Source organism: Mycolicibacterium holsaticum DSM 44478 = JCM 12374 (assembly GCF_019645835.1).
GTDB classification, from domain to species: domain Bacteria; phylum Actinomycetota; class Actinomycetes; order Mycobacteriales; family Mycobacteriaceae; genus Mycobacterium; species Mycobacterium holsaticum.
Window position 1 is genome coordinate 171,769 of record NZ_CP080998.1, and the last position, 23,751, is coordinate 195,519.

Annotated in this window: 24 protein-coding genes; 14 read left to right on the forward strand and 10 right to left on the reverse strand. The window is 67.4% G+C overall.

Annotated elements, in window-relative coordinates; genetic code table 11:
- The first annotated feature begins 9 nt into the window (after positions 1 to 9).
- Positions 10 to 849, forward strand: a complete 840-nt coding sequence (locus tag K3U96_RS00850; protein WP_220691766.1) for an SDR family oxidoreductase — start codon at positions 10 to 12, stop codon at positions 847 to 849.
- A 7-nt stretch (positions 850 to 856) separates the two neighbouring features.
- A complete protein-coding gene (locus K3U96_RS00855; protein WP_220691767.1) occupies positions 857 to 2,248 on the forward strand; it encodes a S1C family serine protease in 1,392 nt (463 codons plus the stop codon).
- A gap of 4 nt (positions 2,249 to 2,252) precedes the next feature.
- On the opposite strand, the gene K3U96_RS00860 is transcribed toward K3U96_RS00855, so the two are convergent.
- The 3 genes from K3U96_RS00860 to K3U96_RS00870 form a co-directional block, all read right to left on the reverse strand.
- Positions 2,253 to 3,509 (reverse strand): MFS transporter, encoded by a 1,257-nt coding sequence (locus K3U96_RS00860; protein ID WP_069405511.1) that lies wholly within the window; start codon positions 3,507 to 3,509, stop codon positions 2,253 to 2,255.
- A complete protein-coding gene (locus K3U96_RS00865) occupies positions 3,506 to 3,982 on the reverse strand; it encodes a MarR family winged helix-turn-helix transcriptional regulator (RefSeq protein WP_220691768.1) in 477 nt (158 codons plus the stop codon). Before K3U96_RS00865 ends, K3U96_RS00860 begins: the two co-directional genes overlap by 4 nt.
- A gap of 64 nt (positions 3,983 to 4,046) precedes the next feature.
- A complete protein-coding gene (locus tag K3U96_RS00870; protein ID WP_220691769.1) occupies positions 4,047 to 4,592 on the reverse strand; it encodes a TetR/AcrR family transcriptional regulator in 546 nt (181 codons plus the stop codon).
- 195 nt (positions 4,593 to 4,787) lie between these two features.
- Here K3U96_RS00870 and K3U96_RS00875 point away from each other — a divergent pair, with 195 nt between their 5' ends.
- From K3U96_RS00875 to K3U96_RS00885, 3 genes are read left to right on the forward strand one after another with little or no spacing between them, the layout of a single operon-like run.
- Positions 4,788 to 5,099 (forward strand): hypothetical protein, encoded by a 312-nt coding sequence (locus K3U96_RS00875; protein WP_131815098.1) that lies wholly within the window; start codon positions 4,788 to 4,790, stop codon positions 5,097 to 5,099.
- Positions 5,100 to 5,135: 36 nt separating this feature from the next.
- Complete coding sequence (locus K3U96_RS00880; protein WP_220691770.1) at positions 5,136 to 5,789, forward strand: MOSC domain-containing protein; 654 nt, start codon at positions 5,136 to 5,138, stop codon at positions 5,787 to 5,789.
- A gap of 42 nt (positions 5,790 to 5,831) precedes the next feature.
- Positions 5,832 to 7,433: a GMC family oxidoreductase gene (locus K3U96_RS00885; protein ID WP_220691771.1), complete on the forward strand. Its 1,602-nt coding sequence runs from the start codon at positions 5,832 to 5,834 to the stop codon at positions 7,431 to 7,433.
- A 12-nt stretch (positions 7,434 to 7,445) separates the two neighbouring features.
- On the opposite strand, the gene K3U96_RS00890 is transcribed toward K3U96_RS00885, so the two are convergent.
- On the reverse strand, positions 7,446 to 8,633 hold the full coding sequence (locus K3U96_RS00890; protein ID WP_220691772.1) for a cytochrome P450: 1,188 nt from the start codon (positions 8,631 to 8,633) through the stop codon (positions 7,446 to 7,448).
- 97 nt (positions 8,634 to 8,730) lie between these two features.
- Here K3U96_RS00890 and K3U96_RS00895 point away from each other — a divergent pair, with 97 nt between their 5' ends.
- On the forward strand, positions 8,731 to 9,465 hold the full coding sequence (locus K3U96_RS00895) for an SDR family NAD(P)-dependent oxidoreductase (RefSeq protein ID WP_205871030.1): 735 nt from the start codon (positions 8,731 to 8,733) through the stop codon (positions 9,463 to 9,465).
- Between the two features lie 11 nt (positions 9,466 to 9,476).
- Positions 9,477 to 10,322, forward strand: coding sequence for an SDR family NAD(P)-dependent oxidoreductase (locus tag K3U96_RS00900; protein ID WP_220693347.1), 846 nt, complete (start codon positions 9,477 to 9,479; stop codon positions 10,320 to 10,322).
- A 14-nt stretch (positions 10,323 to 10,336) separates the two neighbouring features.
- Here K3U96_RS00900 and K3U96_RS00905 read toward each other — a convergent pair whose 3' ends face one another.
- Positions 10,337 to 11,008, reverse strand: coding sequence for a nitroreductase family protein (locus K3U96_RS00905; protein WP_220691773.1), 672 nt, complete (start codon positions 11,006 to 11,008; stop codon positions 10,337 to 10,339).
- A 94-nt stretch (positions 11,009 to 11,102) separates the two neighbouring features.
- On the opposite strand from K3U96_RS00905, the gene K3U96_RS00910 reads away from it, so the two are divergent.
- Both K3U96_RS00910 and K3U96_RS00915 read left to right on the forward strand, forming a co-directional pair.
- Entirely contained in the window at positions 11,103 to 11,873 is a 771-nt protein-coding gene (locus K3U96_RS00910) for an SDR family NAD(P)-dependent oxidoreductase (protein WP_069405502.1), read from the forward strand.
- A gap of 1 nt (position 11,874) precedes the next feature.
- Positions 11,875 to 12,303 (forward strand): VOC family protein, encoded by a 429-nt coding sequence (locus K3U96_RS00915; protein ID WP_220691774.1) that lies wholly within the window; start codon positions 11,875 to 11,877, stop codon positions 12,301 to 12,303.
- Between the two features lie 5 nt (positions 12,304 to 12,308).
- On the opposite strand, the gene K3U96_RS00920 is transcribed toward K3U96_RS00915, so the two are convergent.
- A complete protein-coding gene (locus K3U96_RS00920; protein ID WP_220691775.1) occupies positions 12,309 to 13,163 on the reverse strand; it encodes a TIGR03619 family F420-dependent LLM class oxidoreductase in 855 nt (284 codons plus the stop codon).
- 43 nt (positions 13,164 to 13,206) lie between these two features.
- On the opposite strand from K3U96_RS00920, the gene K3U96_RS00925 reads away from it, so the two are divergent.
- Positions 13,207 to 14,388, forward strand: coding sequence for a cytochrome P450 (locus K3U96_RS00925; RefSeq protein ID WP_220691776.1), 1,182 nt, complete (start codon positions 13,207 to 13,209; stop codon positions 14,386 to 14,388).
- A 124-nt stretch (positions 14,389 to 14,512) separates the two neighbouring features.
- On the forward strand, positions 14,513 to 15,895 hold the full coding sequence (locus K3U96_RS00930) for a 13E12 repeat family protein (RefSeq protein WP_220691777.1): 1,383 nt from the start codon (positions 14,513 to 14,515) through the stop codon (positions 15,893 to 15,895).
- Here K3U96_RS00930 and K3U96_RS00935 read toward each other — a convergent pair.
- Both K3U96_RS00935 and K3U96_RS00940 read right to left on the reverse strand, forming a co-directional pair.
- Positions 15,883 to 16,674: an SDR family oxidoreductase gene (locus K3U96_RS00935; protein WP_220691778.1), complete on the reverse strand. Its 792-nt coding sequence runs from the start codon at positions 16,672 to 16,674 to the stop codon at positions 15,883 to 15,885. The genes K3U96_RS00930 and K3U96_RS00935 overlap by 13 nt on opposite strands.
- 3 nt (positions 16,675 to 16,677) lie before the next feature.
- Positions 16,678 to 17,235, reverse strand: a complete 558-nt coding sequence (locus tag K3U96_RS00940; protein WP_220693348.1) for a nuclear transport factor 2 family protein — start codon at positions 17,233 to 17,235, stop codon at positions 16,678 to 16,680.
- Between the two features lie 74 nt (positions 17,236 to 17,309).
- On the opposite strand from K3U96_RS00940, the gene K3U96_RS00945 reads away from it, so the two are divergent.
- Both K3U96_RS00945 and K3U96_RS00950 read left to right on the forward strand, forming a co-directional pair.
- Positions 17,310 to 18,686 carry an LLM class flavin-dependent oxidoreductase gene (locus K3U96_RS00945; RefSeq protein ID WP_220691779.1) on the forward strand — a complete coding sequence of 459 codons (1,377 nt, stop codon included), beginning with the start codon at positions 17,310 to 17,312 and terminating at the stop codon, positions 18,684 to 18,686.
- A complete protein-coding gene (locus K3U96_RS00950) occupies positions 18,683 to 19,237 on the forward strand; it encodes an NAD(P)H-dependent oxidoreductase (protein WP_220691780.1) in 555 nt (184 codons plus the stop codon). Before K3U96_RS00945 ends, K3U96_RS00950 begins: the two co-directional genes overlap by 4 nt.
- Here K3U96_RS00950 and K3U96_RS00955 read toward each other — a convergent pair.
- Positions 19,234 to 19,866: a TetR/AcrR family transcriptional regulator gene (locus K3U96_RS00955; RefSeq protein ID WP_069405495.1), complete on the reverse strand. Its 633-nt coding sequence runs from the start codon at positions 19,864 to 19,866 to the stop codon at positions 19,234 to 19,236. The two genes, K3U96_RS00950 and K3U96_RS00955, sit on opposite strands and share 4 nt — an antisense overlap.
- A gap of 128 nt (positions 19,867 to 19,994) precedes the next feature.
- On the opposite strand from K3U96_RS00955, the gene K3U96_RS00960 reads away from it, so the two are divergent.
- Complete coding sequence (locus K3U96_RS00960; protein ID WP_434085133.1) at positions 19,995 to 22,790, forward strand: helix-turn-helix transcriptional regulator; 2,796 nt, start codon at positions 19,995 to 19,997, stop codon at positions 22,788 to 22,790.
- Here the strand turns inward: K3U96_RS00960 and K3U96_RS00965 are convergent.
- On the reverse strand, positions 22,760 to 23,689 hold the full coding sequence (locus K3U96_RS00965) for an NAD(P)H-binding protein (protein WP_220691782.1): 930 nt from the start codon (positions 23,687 to 23,689) through the stop codon (positions 22,760 to 22,762). The genes K3U96_RS00960 and K3U96_RS00965 overlap by 31 nt on opposite strands.
- Between the last annotated feature and the right edge of the window lie 62 nt (positions 23,690 to 23,751).

Sequence of the window (23,751 nt, forward strand, 5' to 3'; positions counted from 1 at the left end):
CGTCCAGCTATGAATCGAGTTGTGGTGATCACCGGCGGCGCGGGTGGGATGGGTCAGGCGACGGCGCAGCTCGTCGGCCGCGACCACGCGGTCGTGCTCTGCGACGTTCGTGCTGACCGGCTCGACGGTGCGGCCGCCGCGCTGGCCGACCTCGGCGTCAACCCGACGACCGTCGACTGCGACGTCACCGACCGCCAGGCCGTCACCCGGCTTTTCGAAACCGCCGCCGGGCTCGGCGCGCTGGCCTCGGTGATCCACACCGCGGGGGTGAGCCCGAGCATGGGCGACGCCGCATACGTGATGAAAACCAATGCGCTCGGCACGGTCCACGTCAACGAGGTCTTCTATCAGACGGCCGGCGCGGGTGCGGCGATCGTCAACGTGGCCTCGATGGCGGCCCACATGCTGCCCGACGAGATGATTCCCACCGCGAAGTTCCCGCTGGCGCTCGAGGACGACGACGCGTTTCTGGCCGACATGATGGCGGCGTGCGAGATCGTGCCCGAGGACGCGCGATCCGGGATCGCCTACGCGCTGAGCAAGGGCTTCGTCCGCTGGTACAGCACGTCGCAGGCCGAACGGTTCAACGGCCGCGGGCTTCGGGTGGTCTCGGTTTCGCCGGGATCCATCGACACCGAGATGGGTAGGTTGGAGGAGCACGCCGGCGCCGGTGCGATGGTCGCCGACGCCGCGGTGCCCCGCTGGGGCAGACCGGAAGAGATGGCCGCGCTGCTCGCCTTCTGTGCCAGCGACAAAGCCGGCTACCTCACCGGTACGGATATCTTGAACGATGGCGGTGTGATCGCGTCCATGAGGGAACGCGCCAGGAAGGCCGCCGAGGAAAGGTGAAAACCGCGTGACCGACGAACGCCAGCCCGGCGGCGACGCTTCGGCGCCGGGTGCGATCCGGCGTCCCACGGTCGATGCGGCCACCCAGCGCGCCTTCGGCCGCCCCGAGGGCGCCGACGGCGAGCAGGACGAGTACACCCCGACGAACCAGGAACCCGGCCCGGTGTTGGCCGCCGCGTTCGGATCCTCGCCCGACCCCGACGACACCGATCCGAGTGCCGACACCGATTTCGTCGCAGGCGAGGCCGACCCGGCATCCGCGGCAGCGCCGCCGCCGGCGCCCGACGTGAAGCCCGCCGAGAATCTAGGCGTGCGCGACGTGCTGTTCGGTAAGCGGCTCAAGTTGACGGCGATGGTCAGCCTTGCCGTCATCGCCCTGGTCCTCGGGTTGGTCGGCGGCTGGGTGGGCCGCAAGACCGCGGAGGTCATCGAGGCGTTCACCACGTCGAAGGTCACGCTCTCGACCACCGACAAAGGCGACCTGCCCGAGGGCCGGTTCGCCAAAGTAGCTGCCGCCGTGGCCGATTCCGTCGTCACCATCGAAGCGGTCAGCGATTCGCAAGGCTCGCAGGGCTCCGGGGTGGTGGTCGACGGGCGCGGGTACATCGTCACCAACAACCACGTGATCGCCGAGGCCGCTTCCGCTCCCGACCGGTACGCGGTGACGGTGATCTTCAACGACGGTAAAGAGGTGCCCGCCAACATTGTGGGCACCGACCCCAAGACCGACCTGGCCGTCCTCAAGGTCGACGACGTCGACAACCTGACCGTCGCGCGGCTCGGCGACTCCGACAAGCTGCGCGTCGGCGACGAGGTGATCGCCGCGGGCGCCCCGCTCGGCCTGCGCAGCACCGACACCCAGGGCATCATCAGCGCGCTCAACCGCGCGGTGCGGATACCCGGTGAGGGGTCCGACGAGATCGTCATCGCCGCCGTGCAGACCGATGCGCCGATCAACCACGGCAACTCCGGGGGTCCGCTGATCAACATGAACGCCGACGTGATCGGCATCAACACCGCGGGTAAGTCGCTCTCCGACAGCGCCAGCGGGCTGGGCTTTGCGATCCCGTCCAACGAAATGAAGCACGTCGTCGAGTCGCTGATCCGAAACGGTGAGATCAGGCACCCGACCCTGGGCCTGACCGCGGAGTCGGTCAGTGATCATGACCCCTCCGGGGCCCGGGTGACCCGCGTGGTGGCAGGCGGGCCGGCCGAACGCGCCGGGGTCCGTGAGAACGACGTCGTCGTCAAGATCGGTGACCGCCCCGTCGACGGCCTCGACGAGTTCGTCGTCGCGGTCCGGAGCCTGAAGGTCGGCGAGGACGCGCCCATCGAGGTGATCCGCGATGGCCAGCACGTCACGCTGACCATCAACCCGGAGCCCGACAAGAACCGGTAGCCGGTCAGATGCGGGCAGGCAGCTGCCCGGTGAGCTTCGACGGCCGGCACGTCAACGTCACCACGATGCACAGCACCGCGGCGACGGCGAAGGCCGCCTGCACGTCGAACGCGTCGGCGGTTCCGCCGAGCAACGCCGCGGCCAGCGGGCGCGAACCGAGGAATCCGACCAGCCACAGCGCCATGATCCGGCCGCGCAGCTCTTCGGGCGCGCGCTCCTGCACCAGCGTGCTCAGCCCGGTCATCGCCCAGCCGAAGCCCAGGCCCGCCAGCGCGAACCCGGCCAGCGCCACCGCGGTCACCGGCGTGACGACCAGCACCGCGCATCCTGTGGCCAGCCCCGCCAAACCGATCGCCGAGACGTTCTCCGACGCCATCCGGCCGCGCATCATCGCCAGCGTCGCCATGCCGATCGCCGCGCCCATCCCGAACACCGCGGACAACGTCCCGACCAGCTGCGCGCCCCCGCCGAGCGCGTCGGCCATCGACGGAGCCAACGTGATCGACGAGTCCGACGCGAACCCGACGGCGCCCACCGCGAGCAGCGCCAGCAGCAGCGGGCGGTCCCGCCAGACGTACACGAGGGCGGCGCGGACGCGGTAGTCGGCGTCGGCCTGGCGGTCAGGCGGCGCCGGGAAGCGCACAGCGACCAAGAAGAACGCGAACACCAGGTGCAGCACGGCGCTGACCGCGAACGCCACACCGGAGCCGAAGTGCGCCGCGATGTAGGCGCCGGTGGCGGGGCCCAGGATGCGACCGAGGGTCATCGGAATGCTGTTGAGCGCCATGGCCGTCGACAGCTCACCATCGCGAATCAGGTTCGGCACGATCGACTGCATCGCCGGGCCACCCACGACGAACCCGAACCCCACCAGCAACGTGCCGAGCAGCACGGGAACGGCGATGGACATGCCCTGCTGTGTCGGATCGAGGATCAGCCAGACCGCGGTGAAACCCGAACCGGCCACGCACAGCACCCGGCCGAGCAGAATCTGGCGGGCCGGATCGCCGGTGTCGGCCCATTTGCCGCTGGTGGGGCTGAGGATGAGCTGCGGCCCGAACTGGACGACGCCGACCAGCCCGACCATCAGGGCCGAATGCGTCGCGTCGAACATCACGATCGCGGCCACGATGCCGTGTGTCCACACCGCGACGACCGAGAACATCTTGCCCCAGAACAACGCGCCGAACACCGGGTCGAACATCAACCCGAGCGCGCCGCGCGGCTGCGTCGCCGAGGTCCGTGGGGTGGTCGCCGTCATCGCAGCACCGCGCCTTCGAAGCGATCGGCGAGCCGGGCCAGAAGCGAGACCAACGTGTCCACGTCGTCGTCGGGCCAGTCGACGACCATCTCGGCGACCAGATCGCGGCGCCGTTCGGTCACCGCGTCGAGGGCATTTCGCCCCTCGTCGGTCAACACGAGCGCACAGCGCCGTTGATCGTCAGCGGCGAAGGTCTTCGTCAACAGCCCGGCCGCGACGACCGCGGCGACCGACCGGCTCGCGGTGGAGTGCTCGACGGCCATGAAGTCGGCGACGTCGCCGACCGAGGCGCCCGCGCCGAGCTGCTGGCACTGTTCGACGGCGCGCAGCACGCGCAGCGTCGAGACACTGGTCACCGGACCGGTGCCGTCGAGGATCCGGCCGCGCCAACTGGGCCGCTGACGCGCGATCGCGATGCGCGTCAGCAGGTCGTCGAGTTGGTCGTAGGGGGACTGCGGCACGGATATATGCATAGCACATAGATATTTATTGGGCGAATCCGCTGGTCCCGCTGATGGGCTGGGAAGCGCGGCTGGCCTAGGTGCCCACGGCCGGCCAGAACAGCGCGAACAACCGGTCCTCCCAGTCGCTCCCCACACCGCCCTTCCGGGCCCGTTCGGCGATGTGCGCACCGACGATCGCGTCGATCAGGGTCTCGGCGTCGACGTCGGCGCGCATGGTGCCGTCGGCTTTACCGCCGTCGATCACCGTCACCAACTTCTTGCGCTGGTCGCCAAGGATCTTGCGGAACAGCGTGCTGAACTCGGGGTCGTCCTCGCCGAGCAGCGAGGCGAAGCCGCCGAACCCGATACCCTCGTCCACCGCCGCGACCGCGTGTTTGATCAGCCACCGCAGCCGTTGCGGCGCATTCGCGTGCGTGCCGAGCGGGTCTGTGGACGTCACCCGCGACAACGCCGCCGACAGCATGTCGCGCCGGTCGCGGTGGCGCCGGTAGATCGTGGTTTTCGCGACGCCGGAGTCGGCCGCCACGGCCTCCACGGTCACCGACCGCGGACCGCCCGCGCGCAGCAGACGCAGCGTCGACTCCGCAATAGCTTCCTCAACCGCCCGTTGCTCTGCCATCCACGTGTTCCTGTCGGGTTGCCGGAGATGCCGTGAAGTTCATTATGCGCTACACTGGACGTAGCGATACGCTACGCGTAGCGTATTCAGAGGCGCGTCGGCGTCTACCTCAGCCGGCGCCAGATTGTGCGAGGTGAAGAAATAATGTCGAACCTTTTCAACCGAATTTCCCAACAGGTCATCGGATACCTGTTCATGCTGGTGTCCTTCGCCGCGCTTGGCGTGATGATCGCCGCGCTGGCAATGAAGAGCGATTTGGCGGCGGTGGCCGGTATCGCGTTCGTGATCTCTGCCATTGCGTCTGTCGAGGGTTTCCGCAGCGGGGCGGCCAGGCTCGCCGAGTCACGCCGCTCCGGCGAGCACATGAGCATTTGGTCGACACCCATTGCGCCCGAACAGATCGACCGCTATCGCGCGACGTACCGCAGTGCACCGGGGCCTACCGACGGTGACGCGGTGACCGACCGTGCGGCCCTGGAGGATGCCGAACAGCCCGTGGCGGCGTGACGACGGGCCGGTCGATCACTCCGTAAGCTCAGCAGCGTGCCAACCGTGCTCTCGGTGAACATCGCTCACCACTACTCGGAGGGGCCGTCGGGTAATACCGGCTTCGACAAGCGCCCGACGGCCGAGCCGGTCATGGTTCGCGCGCCCGGCAGTAAACGCGCCGGGCTCGGCAGCGGCCTGACCGGTGACCTGATCGGCAACCGCAAGTATCACGGCGGCGACGACCAGGCCGTCTACGCCTATGGGCGCGAAGATCTCGACGCGTGGCAGACGCGGCTGCAGCGGTCGCTGAGCAACGGCATGTTCGGCGAGAACTTCACCACGGTCGGCATCGATGTGACCGGTGCGGTGATCGGCGAGCGGTGGGCGGTGGGGACCGACGGCCTCGTCCTGGAGGTTTCCCGGCCGCGCACGCCGTGCCGCACGTTCACCCAGTTCCTGGGCATCCGCGGGTGGATGGGCACGTTCACCCGCGCTGCGGTACCGGGCGCGTACCTGCGGGTGATCACGCCGGGGTCGGTGCGTGCCGGCGATACGGTGACCGTTACCCAGCGCCCCGATCACGGCGTCACCATCGGCCACGTGTTCCGCGCGATCATGACCGAACCCGAACTGCTGCCCGACATCCTGGTCGCTGACGCCCTTGCCGACGAGGTCCGGCAGCGCGCACGTCGCCGCCTCGCCGGCTGAACCCTCCTGTACGCTCGTACAGCGTTACGGGAAGGTCAGGGCATGACGAGTTACGACTACATCATTGCGGGCGCTGGATCGGCCGGATGCGTGCTGGCCAACCGCCTGTCGGCCGACCCGAAGACAACCGTGCTGCTGATCGAGGCCGGCGGCGTCGACCGCCATCCGCTCTACGCCATCCCGAAGGGCTCGGGGATGTTGTTCGAGAGCGAAAAACACATGTGGCACTACGAAACAACGCCGTTTGGACCCAAACCGCACACCGAGCAGTGGCTGCGCGGGAAGGTGCTCGGCGGGTCGAGCTCGATCAACGGGATGATCTACAACCGCGGCAACCGCGCTGATTACGACGGCCTCGAGCGGCTCGGCAACAAGGGCTGGGGCTGGGACGAGATCCTGCCGATCTTCCAGCAATTCGAGGACAATGCGTTCGGGCCGTCTCCGACGCGTGGTGTCGGCGGACCGTTGCACATCTCGGTGCCCCGTGACCCCGACCCGCTCTGCGCCGAAATGCTCGACGCCGCAGCCGCAGCCGGTTTGAACCGGGTGCAAGACATCAATGAAAGCGACGACGAGCGCGTCGGGTACGCCACGGCGACCATCAAGAACGGTCGCCGGGTCAGTGCCGCCACCGCGTTCCTCAGGCCCGCGTTGCGCCGGCCGAACCTCACCGTCCGTACCCGCACCACGGTGCGCCGACTTCTGTTCGACGGCGGTAGGGCGATCGGCGTGGAAGTCGAAGCCAAGGGCGGAACCGCGCAGATCCGGGCCGAGCGCGAGGTGATCGTGTCGCTGGGCAGCCTCAACAGCCCGAAGCTCTTGCAGCTCTCGGGTATCGGGCGACGCGACGTGCTGGCTGCGGCGGGTGTGGCCGTCTACCTCGAGCGCGACAACGTCGGCCGGGGCCTTCGTGAACATCGCTGTGCGACGTTGCGATACCAGCTCAAGGAAGACCTCGGCTACAACCGGCAGCTCGCGACCAACCTGGGGAAGGCCCTGACCGGCGCCAAGTACCTCGCCACCCGAAGTGGCCCCCTTGCCGCTCCGTCGTTCGACGTCGTCGGCTTCGTGAAGACCCGGCCCGACGCGGAGCGCCCGGACGGACAGGTGATGCTCGGACCGTGGACGATCCCGCCCTACAACACCGGCGAACCCGTCGCGATCGAACGCCAGGCCGGCGTCTCCTGTCTGGGGATGGTGTTACGCCCGACGGCGCAGGGATCGATCGAGATCACCTCCGCCGACTTCGCCGCGCCGCTGCGGATCAACCCGAACTACCTTGGTACAGAGCATGACCGGGAGGCCACCGCCAACCTGCTGCGCAAGATGCGCAGCATCTTCGAACATTCTCCGATCGCCGAGCGCATTACCCACGAGACCTACCCGGGACCCGACGTCCGAAGCGACGACGAGCTGGTGGACTCCGTGCTCGACGGCGGCTACTGCGGCTACCACGCCGCAGGCAGCTGCGCGATGGGCCCCAGCGATGACGCCGTGGTGGATCCCCAGCTACGCGTGCGTGGGATCGACAGCCTTCGCGTGGTCGACTGCTCGGTGATGCCGACGATGGTCGCGGGCAACCTCAACGGACCGATCATGGCGATGGCCTGGCGCGCGGCTGATTTCATCCTGCAGGACGGTTAGGGCCGCCCGCTGTCAGCCGATGACGGCGGGCATCGTGTCCCAGCCGCGCACCGTCGACGTCCGGGACCGCCGCGCACCGGCCATGTCCACCTCCCATTTCGGAAACCGCTTGAGCACTTCCTCCAGCGCGACCCGGCCTTCCAGTCGCGCCAGCGGCGCCCCTAGGCAGAAGTGGGCGCCTCGACCGAACGTCAAGTGCCCGCCCGGCTTACGGTGAATATTGAAGCTGTCAGGATCGTCGAAATGACGCTCGTCGCGGTTGGCCGATGCCAGCATCAGCAACAACGCGCTACCCGCGGGCAGCGTCTGACCGTGAAACTCGACATCGGCTTGCGCGACGAACCGCGCCACGTGGGGGCCCGGCGGCTCGTAGCGCAGCAGTTCCTCGATCGCCACCGGAATCAAGGACGGATCCTCGACGAGTTCCTGGCGTTGGTCGGGGTGCTCGGCGAGGACCTTGCCCATCCAACCGAACAGGCGCCCGGTGGTCTCCACGCCCGCGCCGGCGATGACAGCCAGGAAGATCAGCAGCTCATCGGTCCGCAGCCGGCGCGTCGTACCGGTCTCGTCCTCGAACTCGACGTTGAGGAGTTCGGTGATCAGGTCGTCGGAGGGGTTCTTCTTACGCCAGGCGACGTAGTCGGTGAACATGTCGCCGTCGAAGTAGTGGTCCTTTTTGACAGGAAGCGGTTCGCCGGGCTTGTTGCGCAGCACGGCGTGCGCCTGAGCGCGCACCGACGGCTGGGCGGCGTCGGGGATGCCGACCAGCATTCCGATTGTGCGCATGGGCAGTTCGGCGCCGAGGTCCTGAACGAAGTCGAAGCGGTCCCCGCCGACGAGCGGATCCAGGCAGGCGATGCAGAACGCACGCACCTTGTCCTCGATCGCGCGCATCTTCTTCGGCGTGAACGCCCGCGCCACCAACGCGCGGTGCACCGTGTGCAGGGGCGGGTCCTCGTTGATGAAGACCCCCGGCGGCATCACCGGGTCGGCCTTGACCACCTCGAGGATGTCGCCCTTGGCCGAACTCAGGCGTTGCGGATCACGTAGCGCCGCATCGACGTCGGCGTATCGGCTCAGCCCCCAGAAGTCATGGCGTTCGTTGTAGTAGAGCGGACGTTCGTCCCGCAGTCGCCGGTACGTCGGATACGGGTCGATGTCGATCTCGACGTTCCACGGGTCGTAATACAGGTCGTGCACCGTACCTCCTTGACTGCGACGAACATCAGGGTAGCGCAGATGCTGTACGCTCGTACAGCGAGTGTCGGTTCGAGTGAGGAGACGTGCGGTGGGCCGTGTGGCGGTAGTGACGGGGGGTGCCTCCGGGCTCGGGTACGCGATCTGCACCGGGCTGGCCAACGACGGTCACCGGGTCGCGGTGCTCGACATCGACGGCGAAGCCGCGGAAAAGGTCGCCGCCCAACTGAGGGCCGACGGCGCGTCGGCGGTCGCCGTCGGCGTGGACGTCTCCGACGAACCGGCCGTGCAGGCGGCGTTCGACACGGTGCGAACTCAGCTCGATGCGGTCGAGATCCTGGTGACCAGCGCCGCGATCGCCGGGTTCACCCGCTTCGACCAGATCACGTTGGCGGAGTGGAACCGCTATCTTGCGGTGAACCTCACCGGCACCTTCCTGTGCCTGCAGGCCGCGCTGGCCGACATGGTCGCGGCGAGGTGGGGGCGGATCGTGACAATCTCCTCGGCCGCGGGTCAACAGGGCGCCCGGCGGCAGGGGCACTACGCGGCGACCAAGGGCGGCGTCATCGCGCTGACCAAGACCGTGGCGCTGGACTACGCGAACAAGGGCATCACCGCCAACACGATCCCGCCGTTCGTGATCGACTCCCCGATGCTGCGACATCAGCAGGCGGCGGGGAAACTGCCCGCTTCCGAGTACCTCGTCCAGGCCATTCCGGCCGGACGCCTGGGAGTGGGTGAGGACGTCGCCGCGGTGTGCTCGTTCCTGTGCTCGGATGCCGCCGGCTATGTCACGGGCCAGGTCGTCGGTGTCAACGGCGGGGCGGTGATCTAGTGGCGAGGACGATTGCGGTAGTCACCGGGGCCAGCCGCGGCGCCGGTGCGGGCATCGCACATGCGCTCGGCAGCCACGGCTGCACGGTATACGTCACCGGACGTACCGAAAAGCCAGGGACGGCAGCACTTTCCGGCACCATCACTGAAACCGCCGACCGTGTCACGGCCGCAGGCGGTCGGGGCATCCCCGTCCGCGTCGACCATGCCGATGACGAACAGGTCAAGGCGTTGTTCGAGCGCATCGAACGTGATCACGGCCGCGTCGACATCCTGGTCAACAACGCCGCGATCATCCGCGACGAGATGATGGGCCGGACGAAGTTCTGGGAAGAACCGCTCAACGTCATGGACACCCTCAACGTCGGGTTGCGCAGCAGCTACGTCGCCACCGTCTACGCTGCGCCGCTGATGCTGCCCCAGGGCAACGGTCTGGTCGTGTTCACGTCGTCTTCGGGTGGGGTGCACTACGCCTTCGGGCCGGCCTACGGGGTGCCGAAGGCAGGCACCGACAAGATGGCTGCCGACATGGCGGTGGACTTCAAGGACGTTGGTATCACCGCGGTCTCGATCTGGATGGGGTCCCTGCTCACCGACCGGGTTCGCAAGATCATCGCCAGCAACCCGGCCAAATTCGGCCATATCCTGGACACCGCCGAAACCCCGGAGCTGACGGGCCACGTCATCAAGGCGCTCTATGACGACCCCGACCGGATTGCCGTCAGCGGGCAGACGCTGATCGGGGCCGAGCTGGCCGTCAAGTACGGAATCCACGACGAAGACGGCCGCCAACCACCCTCGTACCGTGAGCTTTTCGATGTGCATCCACAACAACAGCAGGCCCACGTGATGCGGTAGTCGCCTCGACGCGGTCAGCCGCGGCTGGGCCGAGCGCCCCGGCCGTAGGTGATGTCGGCGCGCTCGGGATCCCATCGGTTCCGAAAGACCACGTCGGTGACCGACCGTCGTCGCACGGCACCGAAGTTGCCCCGCGGCCAGCCGACGACGACGTGCCCGGCCAGAAACCAGTCGTCGGGCACGCCGACGGCGTCGCGCAGCACCTTCTCCCCGTCGTAGGACGCCCAACTGGTGAAGCACGCCCCCAAACCCTGCGCACGTGCCGCGAGGTAGAAGTTCTGCATCGCGGGATAGATCGACCCGCCCTGCAGATACTCAGATGCGAACTCGTTCTTGAAAGCGGTGAACAACACCGACGTGTGCTCACCGGCGCGGTCGTGTAACTCATAGGTGGCCCGGTTGTTGCGCGCGGCGCGGCTGTTGTCGTCATCGGCCGGTCGGCTCATCCCGTACACGGATTCGATTGTCTGAAGCGCGATTCGGGCTGCCTCGGCAACGGCGGCGCGCTGTGACGGCGCGTCGAGCACGATGAAGCGCCACAGCTGCGCATTCGCGCCATTGGGTGCCCATGTCGCCGCCGCCAGGCAGCGGGTCAGCGTCTCGTCGTGCACCGGTTCGTCGGTGAACCGGCGGATCGAGCGCGCGGTGGATAGCACTTCCCAGACGTCAGAGGTCGGATGCGGCATTCCATTGGTGTACTCGACGCTCGGGAAGTTGTCGAGTGCCTGACCGTCATGCTGTACAGTCGTACTGCAAGCGAGCGGGATGGGAAGTGGTGCAGTGAACGACAGGTTCTCGATGGACGGGCGGGTCGCCGTCATCACCGGCGGCGGAACCGGTATCGGCAGGGCGTCGGCCCTCGTTCTGGCCGAACACGGTGCCGACATCGTGCTCGCCGGGCGTCGCGCCGAACCACTGAAATCCACGGTGGCAGAGGTCGAAGCGCTGGGCAGGCGTGCGCTGGCGGTGCCCACCGACGTCACCGACGCCGAGCAGTGCCGTGCGCTGGTCGACGCGACGGTCGCCGAGTTCGGCCGGCTCGACGTTCTGCTCAACAACGCCGGCGGCGGCGAGACCAAATCGCTGATGAAGTGGACCGACGACGAGTGGCATCAGGTGTTGAACCTCAACCTGTCCAGCGCCTGGTACCTGTCACGCGCCGCAGTGCAGCCGATGATCGAGCAGGGCGGGGGTGCGATCGTCAACATCTCGTCGGGTGCCAGCCTGCTGGCGATGCCCCAAGCGCCGGTCTACGCCGCGGCCAAGGCGGGGTTGAACAACCTGACCGGATCGATGGCGGCGGCGTGGACCCGAAAAGGAGTGCGGGTCAACTGCATCGCGTGCGGCGCGATCCGCACACCGGGTCTGGAGGCCGACGCGCAGCGGCAAGGGTTCGACATCGACATGATCGGGCAGACCAACGCTTCGGGCCGTATCGCCGAACCCGAGGAGATCGGCTACGGCGTGCTGTTTTTCGCCTCCGACGCATCCAGTTACTGCTCGGGGCAGACGCTCTACATGCACGGCGGCCCCGGACCTGCGGGGGTCTGACATGGACGTCAGCCACTTCGGGTTACGGGTCCGCGACCTGGACAGGTCGCGATCCTTCTACGGGGCACTGGGTTTCACCGAGGTGAAGCGGTTGAGCGTGCCCGACGAGATGGCCGCAGGGTTGCTCGGCCTGGCACCACCGATCGGATTCCAAGCCGTGTACCTGCAAAACGCCGGTGTCGTGCTGCAGTTGCTGACCTTCTCGGGCTACCCGGCGCCGGAGGAAGCCGAGCGCGGCATGGTCGGCGCCGGGCTGACCCACGTATCGATCGCTGTCGACGACATCGCTGCGGCGCAGGCCGCGGTGCAAGCGGCCGGCGGCACCGTCGTCGCCGACCCCGGCGGTGGCTTCGCCTGCATGGTCCGCGATCCCGACGGCCAACTGCTCGAGTTGGTGCACTCCCGGGTGCGGCCGGTACCGCAGGCCTGAACAGGTCAGGATCGCAGTTCGTCGGCCATCGCGGCGTAGCGGTCGAGGAACGACAGCGTGGTCGACGGATCATGCGCCTCGCGGCGCCCGCCACCCAGCACCACTCGGTTGAACCCCATGTCGCGGTATGCCGCCAGCTTTTCGAGCTTGGGATCGCCCCACGCCATGATCGTCAGGTCCAGCGCGGCGGGGTCACGACCGGCCTCCTGCGCGCTTCGCCGGAAGTCGGCCAGCGCGGCCGCCACATCGCGGAATGCGGCATCGCCGGGAAGCCAGCCGTCGGCCCAGCCAAGGCAGTCCCGGATCGCCTTGGGACCGGTGGCGGCCGCCAGCAGCGGCGGGCGTGGTCGCTGGTGCGGTTTGGGATAGGTCCACACCGGGTCGAAGTCGAAGAAGGCGCCGTGGTACTCGGCTTCGTCATCGGTCCACAGCGCGGTGAGCGCGGCGACCATCTCGGCCAGTGCCCGGTAGCGATCCGACCAGGCCAGCGGCCGCGACACCTCGAGTTCGGCGCGGAATCCCACACCGACGCCGAGGCGCAGGCGACCCTGGCTCATGTGGTCCAACGTGGCGACTTGTTTTGCCATCGTGAACAACTCATGTTCGAGCGGCAAGACGACAGCGGTGCCGAGGCGCAGCGTCGTCGTCGCCTGAGCCGCCGCGAGCAGTGACAGGAACGGGTCCCACATCTGCTTCTGCGCATCAAGCAGGCTGCGGTGGAACTGACCGCCCGCGGCCACCGGGATCTGGGGATGCTCACCCACCCAAATCGACTCGAAGCCCCGCGATTCCAGCTCGGCGCCCAGCACGGCGGGGGCGATGTCGCGCGGGGTGTTGAGCGAAACGTAACCCAGATCCATTGACATCCTTCCGGCCGAATACCCGTGCTGTACGATCGTACAGGTGTCTGAGGTGTACTACGACCCCTACGACGTCGCGATCGACGTTGACCCGTATCCGGTGTACAAGCGGCTGCGCGACGAGGCGCCCGTGTACTACAACGAAAAGTTCGACTTCTGGGCGCTGAGCCGGTTCGAGGACGTCGAGCATGCGTTGCGTGACGTCGAAAACCTCAGCTCGGCCAAGGGCGACATCCTCGAGGTGGTCAAGGCGGAGCCGGTGATGCCGATGGGGGTGTTCATCAACGAGGACCCACCGCAGCACACCGTGCACCGGCTGCTGGTGTCGCGTGCGTTCACGCCCCGCAAGATGCAGGCGATCGAGGATCAGGTGCGCGCGTTCTGTGCGGCCTGCCTGGATCCGTTGCGCGACGGAGACCGGTTGGACTTCACCACCGACCTCGGGGCCGAGATGCCGATGCGGGTGATCGGGATGCTGGTCGGCATCCCCGACTCGTTGCAGCGCACCGTCCGCAGGGTCGCCGGCCGCAGGCTGCGCAACAAGCCCGGTGAGCCGCTGCCGGTGGACAAGGACAACTATTTCAACGCCAACATGTTTCGCAACTACGTGCAGTGGCGCGCGGAGAACCCGTCCGATGACCTCGTCACCGAACTGCTCAACGTCGAGTTCGAGGACGTCGGCGGAACCGTCAGAAAGCTGCGCACCGACGAACTCCTGGTCTTCCTCGGGGTGATCGCCAACGCCGGAACAGAGACGGTCGGGCGGCTTTTCGGTTGGCTCGGCAAGCTTCTCGGCGAACATTTCTCGCAGCGAAGGGAATTGGTCGAGAACCCGGCGCTGATCGCCGGGGCGGTCGAGGAAGTGCTGCGCTATGAACCCCCGGTGCATTCGATCGCCCGATATGTCGCCAACGACGTCGAGTACCACGGGCAGGTCATTCCGGCCGGCAGCGCGTTACTGCTGATGGTGGGCTCGGCCAACCGTGACGAGCGCAAGTTCGCCGCTCCCGACGTCTTCGACATCCACCGCAATGCCAACCACTTGTCCTTCGGCAGGGGAACGCACTTCTGCCTGGGTGCCTCGCTGGCGCGGTTGGAAGGCCGGGTGGCACTCGAGGAGATTCTCAAGCGCTGGCCGGACTGGACGGTGGACACCGACAACGCCGTGCGGGCCCCGACCGCCACGGTACGGGGCTGGGACAGCATGCCCACGATCGTGGGCTGAGCGCCTACCACGGGGCACCGACAAATTTTGGGTGTGCGCTTGCGGTTATCCCCAATCGCGGTTTGGTCCACAGATTGCTCGGTTGACCTGTGGCTGCAACGTAGTGGCTCGATAGCGTTGGCCCATGGGCAGTTTCATCACCGGACAGGCAACGCGGGAGCGAATCGGCGCGCTGCTGGATCAGGTCGATGCCGCGTACGACGAGCTGCGCGGATTGTCCTCCGATCTGGTGGGAAACGTGTACCGCGTGCAGATGGCCGAGCGGTTGGAGGTCCAGCAGCGGGTCAACCGGGGGTTGATGTATCGGGTGTTCGGGGAGATCGCCGATCCACCGGATGAAACCGCGATGGCGCCGGGTTTGGTGGATCGGCTGTGGGCGCGGCTGCGCATCCCGCCCGCAGAGATCAAACGCCGCATGAAGATGGCGCGAAGGATCTGCCCGCGCCGCCAACTGAGCGGGCCACGGTTGCCGGCCTTGCTACCCGAGGTGGGCGCCGCCGTCGAACAGGGCGCGATCGGTGAGGATCACCTCAAGGAGATCTGCACGGCGATGGACCGGTTGCCCTCCAACATCTCGGTGACCGACCGCGACGATGTGGAAGCCAGCCTGGTCCGCCAAGCCACCAAGAACGACGCAGACATCGTCAAAGCGGCCGGCAAACGCATCGACGACATCTTCAACCCCGACGGACACTACAACGAAGAGGACCGTCAACGCCGCCGCGGAGTCTCGCTGGGGACGCAGGGCCGCGACGGGATGTCGCGGCTGACGGGCTGGGTCGATCCGGAGACCCGCTCCTACATCGAGGCGTGCAGCGCCGCGGTGCGTCCTGGACGTCATCTGCCCGACGGCGCCGTCGAAGAAGTACCCGATGAGCGCAACTCAGCGCAGCGGTGTCATGACGGCATCAAGCTCGGGCTTAAGGAAGGCATCGCCGCCGGCGGGTTCGGGTCTCATCGTGGGCATCCGGTGACGGTGATCGCGCGCACCACGCTGGCTGAGCTGAACCAGGCCGCCCACGCGGTGACCGATCCGCTGGTGTCGATGCCCGCGCCGGCCCGAACCGGCGGCAACACCGCGCTGCCGATGCGGGATCTGATCCGCATGGCCGCCGGCGCGATTCACTACCTGGCCGTGTTCGACGACCACAGCGAGCGCCCGATCTATCTGGCCCGCCAGAAACGCATCGCCACCGCCGATCAGCGCATCATCTGCTACTCGCGCGACGGCGGCTGTACCCGGCCCAACTGTCTGGCGCCGGGCTATCACAGCGAGGTTCACCATGCCACCGACTGGTCAGCCGGGGGCACCACCGACGCCGACACCCTGTTCTTCGCGTGCGGGCCCGATCACGCGGCCGTCACGCAGGGCCGCTGGCAGACCACGGTCACCAAAGGCGGACGCCTGGCGTGGACCGATGGCACCAACGCACCCGAGATCAACCACGCGCACCACCCCGACGAGCTGCTGCGCGGCGATCCGGATCCGCCGGATCACGGCGAGTGAGCTGGAGGCACCGGTATGTTGATCCGCTGATCGGCGGCGGGCACATCGGCAAAAGTCATGGGCCAAGGAGGTTTTCCGTGTTGTACGACCCAGCATGTGCCGGTGTCGTCCAGCGGGGCGGCGGCGGCGGTCAGGGCCGCGGCGGCGACGGCGTCGGGTTCCATGACCGGGACCCCGATTCGCTCGACGAGTTGGCGCCGGTCACCGAGGACGCCGGTTTCGGTGATACCCGGACAGATGGTGTGGACCGCGATGCGCTCCGGCGCGAGGTTGGCGGCGATCGAGCGCATGAAACCGACCACCGCGTGCTTGCCCAACGAGTACACCGGGTCGGGGTGCCAGGGGATCAGACCGGCCATCGACGACGTCGCCAGGATGGTCCTCTCCCCGGCGGGAAGCGACCGCATGGTGCGCACGGCCGCGCGCACACCGAACACCACACCGTCGAGGTTGACGCCGACCGATCTGCGGTACTGCACAAGATCGAGCGCGCCGATATCGCCGGACCAGTCAATGGTGATGCCCGCGTTGAGAAACGCCAGATCCAGGCCGCCGAGTTCGGCGACGCATGTGGCGAAGGCCGCCTCAACCTGGCCGGGATCGGAGACGTCGCACTGCACGCCCACCCCGTCGAGTGCCGCGGCCACGGTTTCGGCGGCGTGGCCGTCGATGTCGACCACACACACCCGCATCCCCTCAGCGGCGAACCGGTGCGCGGCTGCCCGCCCGATACCGGACCCGCCGCCGGTGATCAGCGCGACACGACCGGCCAGCTTCACCGGTCACCACCGTTCGACAGGTTCGCTCTCCAACTTCAGCGGGCGAATGTAGGAGGCATCGGTCTTGTCCCACTTGCCCTTGATAAAGCCCTTGACGGCACCGGAATTCAGCACCGATGAGTCACCGCTCATCATCCATTCGATGGTGCATCGCCGCAGTGCGATCTTCCATACCCCGTCGCGCCGCTCGAGCCGGTCCAGGTAGCGGCCGCCCATCAGCGACACCACCTTGCCGCCCTTGGATCGCATGGCGCCCATCACGTAGCTCTCGGCGTGGGCCTCGTCGCCGTTGATCTCACACGTGTGGGTGGTGACGTTGTGCAGGTGATCCTCGAACACCGCGCTGTGCGCGGCGTTGGCCCACTCGCCGTACTCCGGACCGGATTTGACGGTCGGTCCGTGCTCGTCGACGCCGTCCTCCCAGTACACGCTTCCCATCAACTCGGCATCGTGGCGGTCGTGGCCGCGCGCCTGGTTCATTACGCAGTCCAGGATCGCCGCGCGGTCTTCGAGGTACTGCACGCGCTGCCGCAACTGTTCGAGTTCATCGGGCATCGTCAGGAGATCCTTCCGCGAGAGATACTTTCCTTGTACGACTGTACAGCAGGGTCGATCGGACCGTACAGTCGTACAACATGTCGAAGCGGATGATCTTCACCCTGCTGGTGATGGACTCGATCGGGCACAACTTCCACGGCAGCTGGCGGCATCCGCGGGCCCGCAACCGAGAGTTCAAGGGTTTCGATTTGTGGGTCGACCTCGCCAAGAAGGCCGAGCAGGCCAAGGTCGACGCGTTCTTCTTCACCGACGTCATGGGTGTACAGGGTGAGTACAACGGCTCACGCGACATCGTCTTCGAGATGGCGATGAACGTGCCGATCGGTGACTGCACCATGCTGATCCCGGCGATGGCCCACCAGACTGACAACCTCGGGTTTCTGTACACCAGCTCGGTCATCTCGCATCACCCGTTCGTCTTCGCGCGCGCCGCCTCGACACTCGATCATCTGAGCAACGGCCGGATCGGGTGGAACATCGTCACCTCGGCCAACGAGAAGGCGTTCCGCAATCTCGGTCTGCCGGGCAACCTTTCGCACGACGAACGCTACGCATGGGCCAAGGAGTACGTCGACGTCACCTACAAGCTATGGGAGGGCTCATGGGACGTCGACGCGATCGTCAACGACGCGGGGAAGGGTGTCTACGCCGACCCGTCGAAGATCCACGACGTCAACCACAACGGCGAGCGGTACAGCGTCGAGGGCTTCAACCTCATGGAGCCGTCGCCGCAGCGCACCCCGGTGCTGGCACAAGCCGGCGGCTCGCCCGCCGGGCTCGACTTCGCGAGCAGCCACGCGGAGCTGATGTTCCTCTCGGCCTATTCGCTCGAGACCATCGCCCAGCAGGTCGGCAGCGTGCGCGAACTCGCACGCGCCAAGGGCCGCAAGGACGGCGACATCCTGTTCCTGCAAGGCATGATGTTCGTCATCGGATCCACCGACGAAGAGGCGTACCGCAAGTGGGGCGAACTGGAGGAGTGGCGCAGCCCCGAAGCCCAGACCGCCTACTTCTCCAGCCTGAGTGGTATGGACCTGGGACAGTACGACCCGGCCACCCCGCTGGAAGACATCATCGAGGAGATCCCCGGCATCCAGGGCGCCTTCCTGGCCGTCATCAACGCCTGGCCCGACGGGTCCAAGCCGACGGTCAAAGATTTCCTCACCTCGCTGTCGCTGCCCCAGATGGTGGTCGGCTCACCGGAAACCATCGCCGCGCGGCTGCAGGAGTATCAAGGTGCCGGCGTGGACGGGGTGCAGGTGATGAACATCCTGTTGCCCGAAAGCTACGATGAGTTCTTCGACCATCTGGTGCCTGTGCTTCAGGACAAGGGGCTCATGCAAAAGGACTATCGTCCAGGAACGTTGCGCGAGAAACTGTTTGACACCTCATCACCGGATATCTCCGATAGGCATCCCGCCGCCGGATATCGCGGCATGTTCTGCGGCCAATGAACCAGGGCCCGGCCACGACGATCCTTGTGCTGGTCGGCAGCCTGCGACGGGGGTCGATCAACAGGCAGATCGCACAGGCGGCCATCGACCAAGCGCCCAACCCGGTACGCATGCGGTTGTTCGACGGGCTCGGCGAATTACCTTTGTACAACGAGGATGTCGACACCGGGGATGTCGTGGAGCCTGTCGCGGCCTTTCGCGCCGCAGCCGCCGAAGCCGATGCGCTGCTGGTCGTCACGCCCGAATACAACGGGAGCATTCCGGGCGGGCTCAAGAACGCGATCGACTGGCTGTCACGGCCTTACGGCAGAGGCCCGATGAGTGGCAAACCGGCGGCCGTGATCGGCGCATCGCTCAGCCGGTACGGCGGCGTGTGGGCCCATGATGAAGCCCGAAAGTCGTTGGGCATCGCGGGACTTCGCATCGTCGAGTCGATCAGGCTGTCGGTACCGACTAAGACGCTCGACGGTCGGCACCCCGCCGAAGACGCCGATCTCGTGCGCACGCTGTGCGGCATCGTCGAAGACCTGGCCGCTGAAGTGTCCGCCTAACGGCCTGCCGGCTTGGCGCGTTTGCGCTTCGCCGGGGGCACCGGTGGTTCCACGGAATCCAGATAACGCTCGAACGCCTTGGTGACCTCGGCGTGTGCGGTCTTGACCCCGACACCCTCCTCGAGGCTGAGAAACTTGGGCAGCCCCGAAATCAGCAGCAACAGCGCCGATAACGACAGATCACCGCCCAGCCGCGCGTTCTTGCCGAACTTCGCGGTGAGCGCCTTCAACTGCACCTTGCGGACACTCTCGGTCGCCGCGGCGATCTCGGCCCGGATCGACTTGCGATGGTTACCCAGCGCCATGAACTCCGTCATCAGCGCGCCGGTGGCCTCGTCCCAGCTGTACTCCCACAGCGCCCGCAGCGGATCGTCGGACCGCTTCTCCAACGTCTTGTTCAGGAACTCGAGGTTACGCGCCGAGTAGCGCCGGATCGCGGCGATGAAGATGTCATCGAGGGTGGGAAAGTAGTACTGCACCAGGCTCGGTGTGACCCCCGCCCTGGCGGCCAGGGCGCGATAGGTCACGCTGGCGTAGCCCTCGTCGAGCACCATCTTCTCGACAGAATCCAGTAGCGTGTCGCGGGTCTTGGACGTTTCGGCACCCACGCGGCGGGCAGATGAGGCCATGGTCTCCTCGTTCGGTCGACTGCGGACATTCTGTCATCCGCACCGCGCTGTACGCCCGTATGGTGACACGTTTGACCGTGGACGATGCCAGCAAGCCGGTATCGTTTTCGCGTAAACCCTCAGATGCGGTGGTCCACGTGGCGAAGAACGATGCGGCGCGTCCCCTACCCGGCCGACGTGAGGAATGCGCGACCCTGGACCGCCTGATCGCGACGGTCCGCTCCGCACGCAGCCAGGTCCTGGTTCTGCGCGGTGAGGCAGGCGTGGGCAAGAGTGCGCTGCTGGGATATGTGACCGATCATGTCCCGGGCTTCCGCGTCCTGCGGGCCGCGGGCGTGGAGTCGGAGATGGAGCTCGCGTTCGCCGGGCTGCAGCAGCTCTGCGCGCCGCTGTTGGACCACAGCGATGCGCTGCCCACGCCGCAACGCGACGCAGTGGGCACCGCGTTCGGTCGTAGCGCCGGCCCGGCGCCCGACCGCTTCCTGGTCGGCCTGGCGGTGTTGAGCCTGATGGCCGCCGCGGCCCGCGACCAGCCGCTGATCTGCCTGGTCGACGACGCGCAATGGGTGGACCTGGTCTCCATGCAGACCCTCGCGTTCGTCGCCCGCCGTCTGCTGGCCGAGCCGATCGCGCTGGTCTTCGCGGCGCGCGACAACACCGCCGACGAGTTGAGCGGCCTGCCCACCCTGGCGGTGGGCGGGCTGCGGCCCGATGACGCTCGCGCGCTGCTCGATTCGGTCATCCCCGGACGTCTTGACGAGCGGGTGCGTGACCGGATCGTCGCCGAGACACGCGGCAATCCGCTGGCCCTGCTCGAGCTTCCGCGCGACCTGCCGGCAGCAGAGTTGGCAGGCGGCTTCGGGCGTCCCGATGCGCGGCCCCTGGACAGCCAGATCGAGCAGGCCTTTGTGCGCCGCATCGAGTCGCTTCCGGCGCAGACCCAGCGGCTGCTGCTTACCGCGGCGGCCGAACCGGTCGGCGACGCCGTGCTATTGATACGGGCCGCGCAACGGCTCGGGGACACCCTCGACGCGGCCGCGCCCGCCGAAGCGGCCGGGCTGATCGACATCGGCACCTCGGTGCGGTTCCGCCACCCGCTGGTGCGCTCTGCCGCCTACCGCGCCGCGAACCCCGAGCAGCGCAGGGCCGTTCATCAGGCGCTGGCCGAAGCGACCGATCCCGCATCCGATCCCGACCGTCGCGCATGGCACCTCGCCAACGCCGCGGCCGGACCCGATGAAGATGTGGCGGCCGAACTCGAACGGTCGGCGGGCCGTGCGCAGGCCCGCGGTGGAATCGCCGCCGCGGCAGCCTTTCTCGAACGCGCCACCGAACTGACCATGGATCCGGCGCTTCGCGGTGTGCGCGCACTCGCGGCGGCCCAGGCCAAGCGTGACGCGGCGGCACTCGACGGCGCAGACGAACTGCTCACCGTCGCGGCGACCGCACCGTTGGATGCGCTGCAGCGCGCCCGGCTGACGCGGCTGCAGGCCCAGATCGTCTTCGCCAAGAGCCGGGGTGGCGAAACGTCGAAGTCGGTCTCCGACACCGCGGTGGGTCTGCTGCACGCGGCAAAAGGGCTCGAAACGCTCGACGACCGGTTGGCGCGCGAAACGTATCTGGAAGCCATGGGTGCCGCGATGCACGGCGGCAGGCTCTGTCCGCTCGGAGGAGCGGTGGAGGTGGCCGAGCCGGCACGGCTGGCTCCACCGGGTCCGCAGCCGCCGCGGCCGATCGACCTGCTGCTGGAGGGTCTCTCGACGCGGGTGACCGACGGCCACGCGGCGTGCGTGCCGACCCTGCGCGTCGCGCTGGACCTGCTGCGCGCCGAGATCGACCGCGGTGGCCCGGAGCTGATGAACTGGCTGTGGCTGGCGTTTCCCGTCGCCCAGGAGTCGGCCGTACACGAGCTGTGGGACGACGACATGTGGCACTACCTGGCCACCAATGCGGTCCGAATGGCCCGCACCGCAGGCACATTGGCGGTTCTTCCGGTCACGCTGGCCTACCGTGCGGGGGTGCACGTACAGGCAGGCGAACTGGCCACGGCGTCCGAACTGCTCGCCGAGGCCGACGCCATCACGGCCGCAACCGGATACGTCCCGGTCAAGTTCCCTGCGCTGATGCTGTCCGCGTGGCGTGGTGTCGAAGCCGAAGCGATGGAGCTGATCGACGCCGCGACCGCCGATGCGACCGCCCGCGGCGACGGTCGGCTGGCCGGCTTGGCCAGCTACGCCACCGCCGTGCTCAACAACGGGCTCGGCCGATATGACGTCGCGCGGGTCGCCGGTGAAAGGGCCTGTGACCACGAAGATCTCGGTCTCTTCGGCTGGTCCTTGGTGGAGCTGATCGAGGCGGCGACCCGCAGTGACGAGCAGTCGGCGGCGATGAAGGCACTCGCGGCGCTCGAAGAGCGCACGCTCGCCAGTGAAACCGACTGGGCCCGAGGCATCTTCGCCCGGTCAAAGGCGCTGCTGGCGTCCGACGGTTCGGCCGAGCCGCTGTATCGCGAGGCGATCGAACGGCTCGGCGCCACCAGGATAGCCGTGCAGCTGGCGCGTGCAAGGCTCGTCTACGGGGAATGGCTGCGCCGCTGCAACAGGCGCGCCGATGCCCGTGCCCAATTGCGAAGCGCTCACGAGTTCTTCGTGGACATGGGTGCAGAAGCCTTCGCCGAGCGGGCGCGCCGGGAGCTTGCGGCGACGGGGGAGAAGGTGCGTCGCCGCCCGGTCGGGTCGGGGGAGCCGCTGACCGCCCAGGAGGCTCAGATCGCCCGGCTGGTCAGTGACGGTCTGACGAACTCCGAGATCGCCGCGCAGTTGTTCATCAGCGCGCACACGGTCGACTGGCATCTCCGAAAGGTGTTCGCCAAGTTGGGTATTTCGTCACGACGTCAACTTCGCGGCGCCGCACCGAACTTCTGAGGGTGTGTCGCGATGTACCGCTCGACGGACACCGCGGGCCTGCCCGTCACCGCTTCGACGTCGTCGGTGAGCCGGCTGTACCGACCGGCCCGATGAAGGCGCGCCATGGTGGCGATGTGCTGGTGGACGTGTGGGGCCAGCCCGGCGCGCGCCAGGGTGTGCTCGACCCATTCGTCGTGCGCGACGTCGACTCCGGTCACCTGTTGATGCAGGCCACGGGCGAAGCTTTGCGCCAGACCGTCGATGTCGAGAAGGTCTGGGCCCGTGAGCTCGTAGATCCGCTGGTGATGGCTCTGCGGTTCGGCAAGCAGCGTCGCGACCACCGCTGCGACGTCCGCGGCGGCGACCGGCGACGTCCGGCCGTCACCGAACGGTAGCGCGAGCGTGTGGCGTTCGCGAACCGACTCGGCGTTCAGGAAGGTGAACAGCGGGTTGTCGATGAACACCGTGGGTCGAACGTGTACGACGGGCAGACCGGACCAGTCCAGCACCCGTTCGGCCAGCCAGTGCAGCCGGTGCTGACGGGATTCTCCGGTGCTGGTCAGCGTCATCTGCGAAACCGTCATCTGCGACATGTTGACGATGGTGTCGAGACCGCCGTGATCGCGGGCAGCGGCGCTGGCGATCGCAGTGGCTTCCAGATAGCGCGACGAGACGCCCATGTTGAAGAACATCCGTCGCACCCCGCGCATCGCGGAGACGACGTCGGCGGGTTCGGTGAGATCGCCGACCACGACCTGCGCGCCCAGCGCGCGCAGCGCATCGGCGCGCTCGCTGTCGGAATGCACCAGCGCCCGTACGTCGGCGCCGCGTTCGACCAGCAACTCGACAACCGAACTGCTGACCCCGCCGATGGCGCCACCGGCGCCGGTGACCAAGTACTCCGGTGACCCGCTCATCGCCGCGACCTCCGAGCTGAGTACATTAGATTGAACCCAGCCTAGTCTGCGTAACACCATGT

Bases quoted from the DNA above. Each gene is read 5' to 3' on its own strand.
- K3U96_RS00850 (WP_220691766.1), top strand. From the start codon at position 10: ATGAATCGAGTTGTGGTGATCACCGGCGGCGCGGGTGGGATGGGTCAG.
- K3U96_RS00860 (WP_069405511.1), bottom strand. From the start codon at position 3,509: ATGACGGCGACCACCCCACGGACCTCGGCGACGCAGCCGCGCGGCGCG.
- K3U96_RS00865 (WP_220691768.1), bottom strand. From the start codon at position 3,982: ATGCATATATCCGTGCCGCAGTCCCCCTACGACCAACTCGACGACCTG.
- K3U96_RS00870 (WP_220691769.1), bottom strand. From the start codon at position 4,592: ATGGCAGAGCAACGGGCGGTTGAGGAAGCTATTGCGGAGTCGACGCTG.
- K3U96_RS00875 (WP_131815098.1), top strand. From the start codon at position 4,788: ATGCTGGTGTCCTTCGCCGCGCTTGGCGTGATGATCGCCGCGCTGGCA.
- K3U96_RS00885 (WP_220691771.1), top strand. From the start codon at position 5,832: ATGACGAGTTACGACTACATCATTGCGGGCGCTGGATCGGCCGGATGC.
- K3U96_RS00905 (WP_220691773.1), bottom strand. From the start codon at position 11,008: ATGCCGCATCCGACCTCTGACGTCTGGGAAGTGCTATCCACCGCGCGC.
- K3U96_RS00915 (WP_220691774.1), top strand. From the start codon at position 11,875: ATGGACGTCAGCCACTTCGGGTTACGGGTCCGCGACCTGGACAGGTCG.
- K3U96_RS00920 (WP_220691775.1), bottom strand. From the start codon at position 13,163: ATGGATCTGGGTTACGTTTCGCTCAACACCCCGCGCGACATCGCCCCC.
- K3U96_RS00930 (WP_220691777.1), top strand. From the start codon at position 14,513: ATGGGCAGTTTCATCACCGGACAGGCAACGCGGGAGCGAATCGGCGCG.
- K3U96_RS00945 (WP_220691779.1), top strand. From the start codon at position 17,310: ATGTCGAAGCGGATGATCTTCACCCTGCTGGTGATGGACTCGATCGGG.
- K3U96_RS00950 (WP_220691780.1), top strand. From the start codon at position 18,683: ATGAACCAGGGCCCGGCCACGACGATCCTTGTGCTGGTCGGCAGCCTG.
- K3U96_RS00955 (WP_069405495.1), bottom strand. From the start codon at position 19,866: ATGGCCTCATCTGCCCGCCGCGTGGGTGCCGAAACGTCCAAGACCCGC.
- K3U96_RS00965 (WP_220691782.1), bottom strand. From the start codon at position 23,689: ATGAGCGGGTCACCGGAGTACTTGGTCACCGGCGCCGGTGGCGCCATC.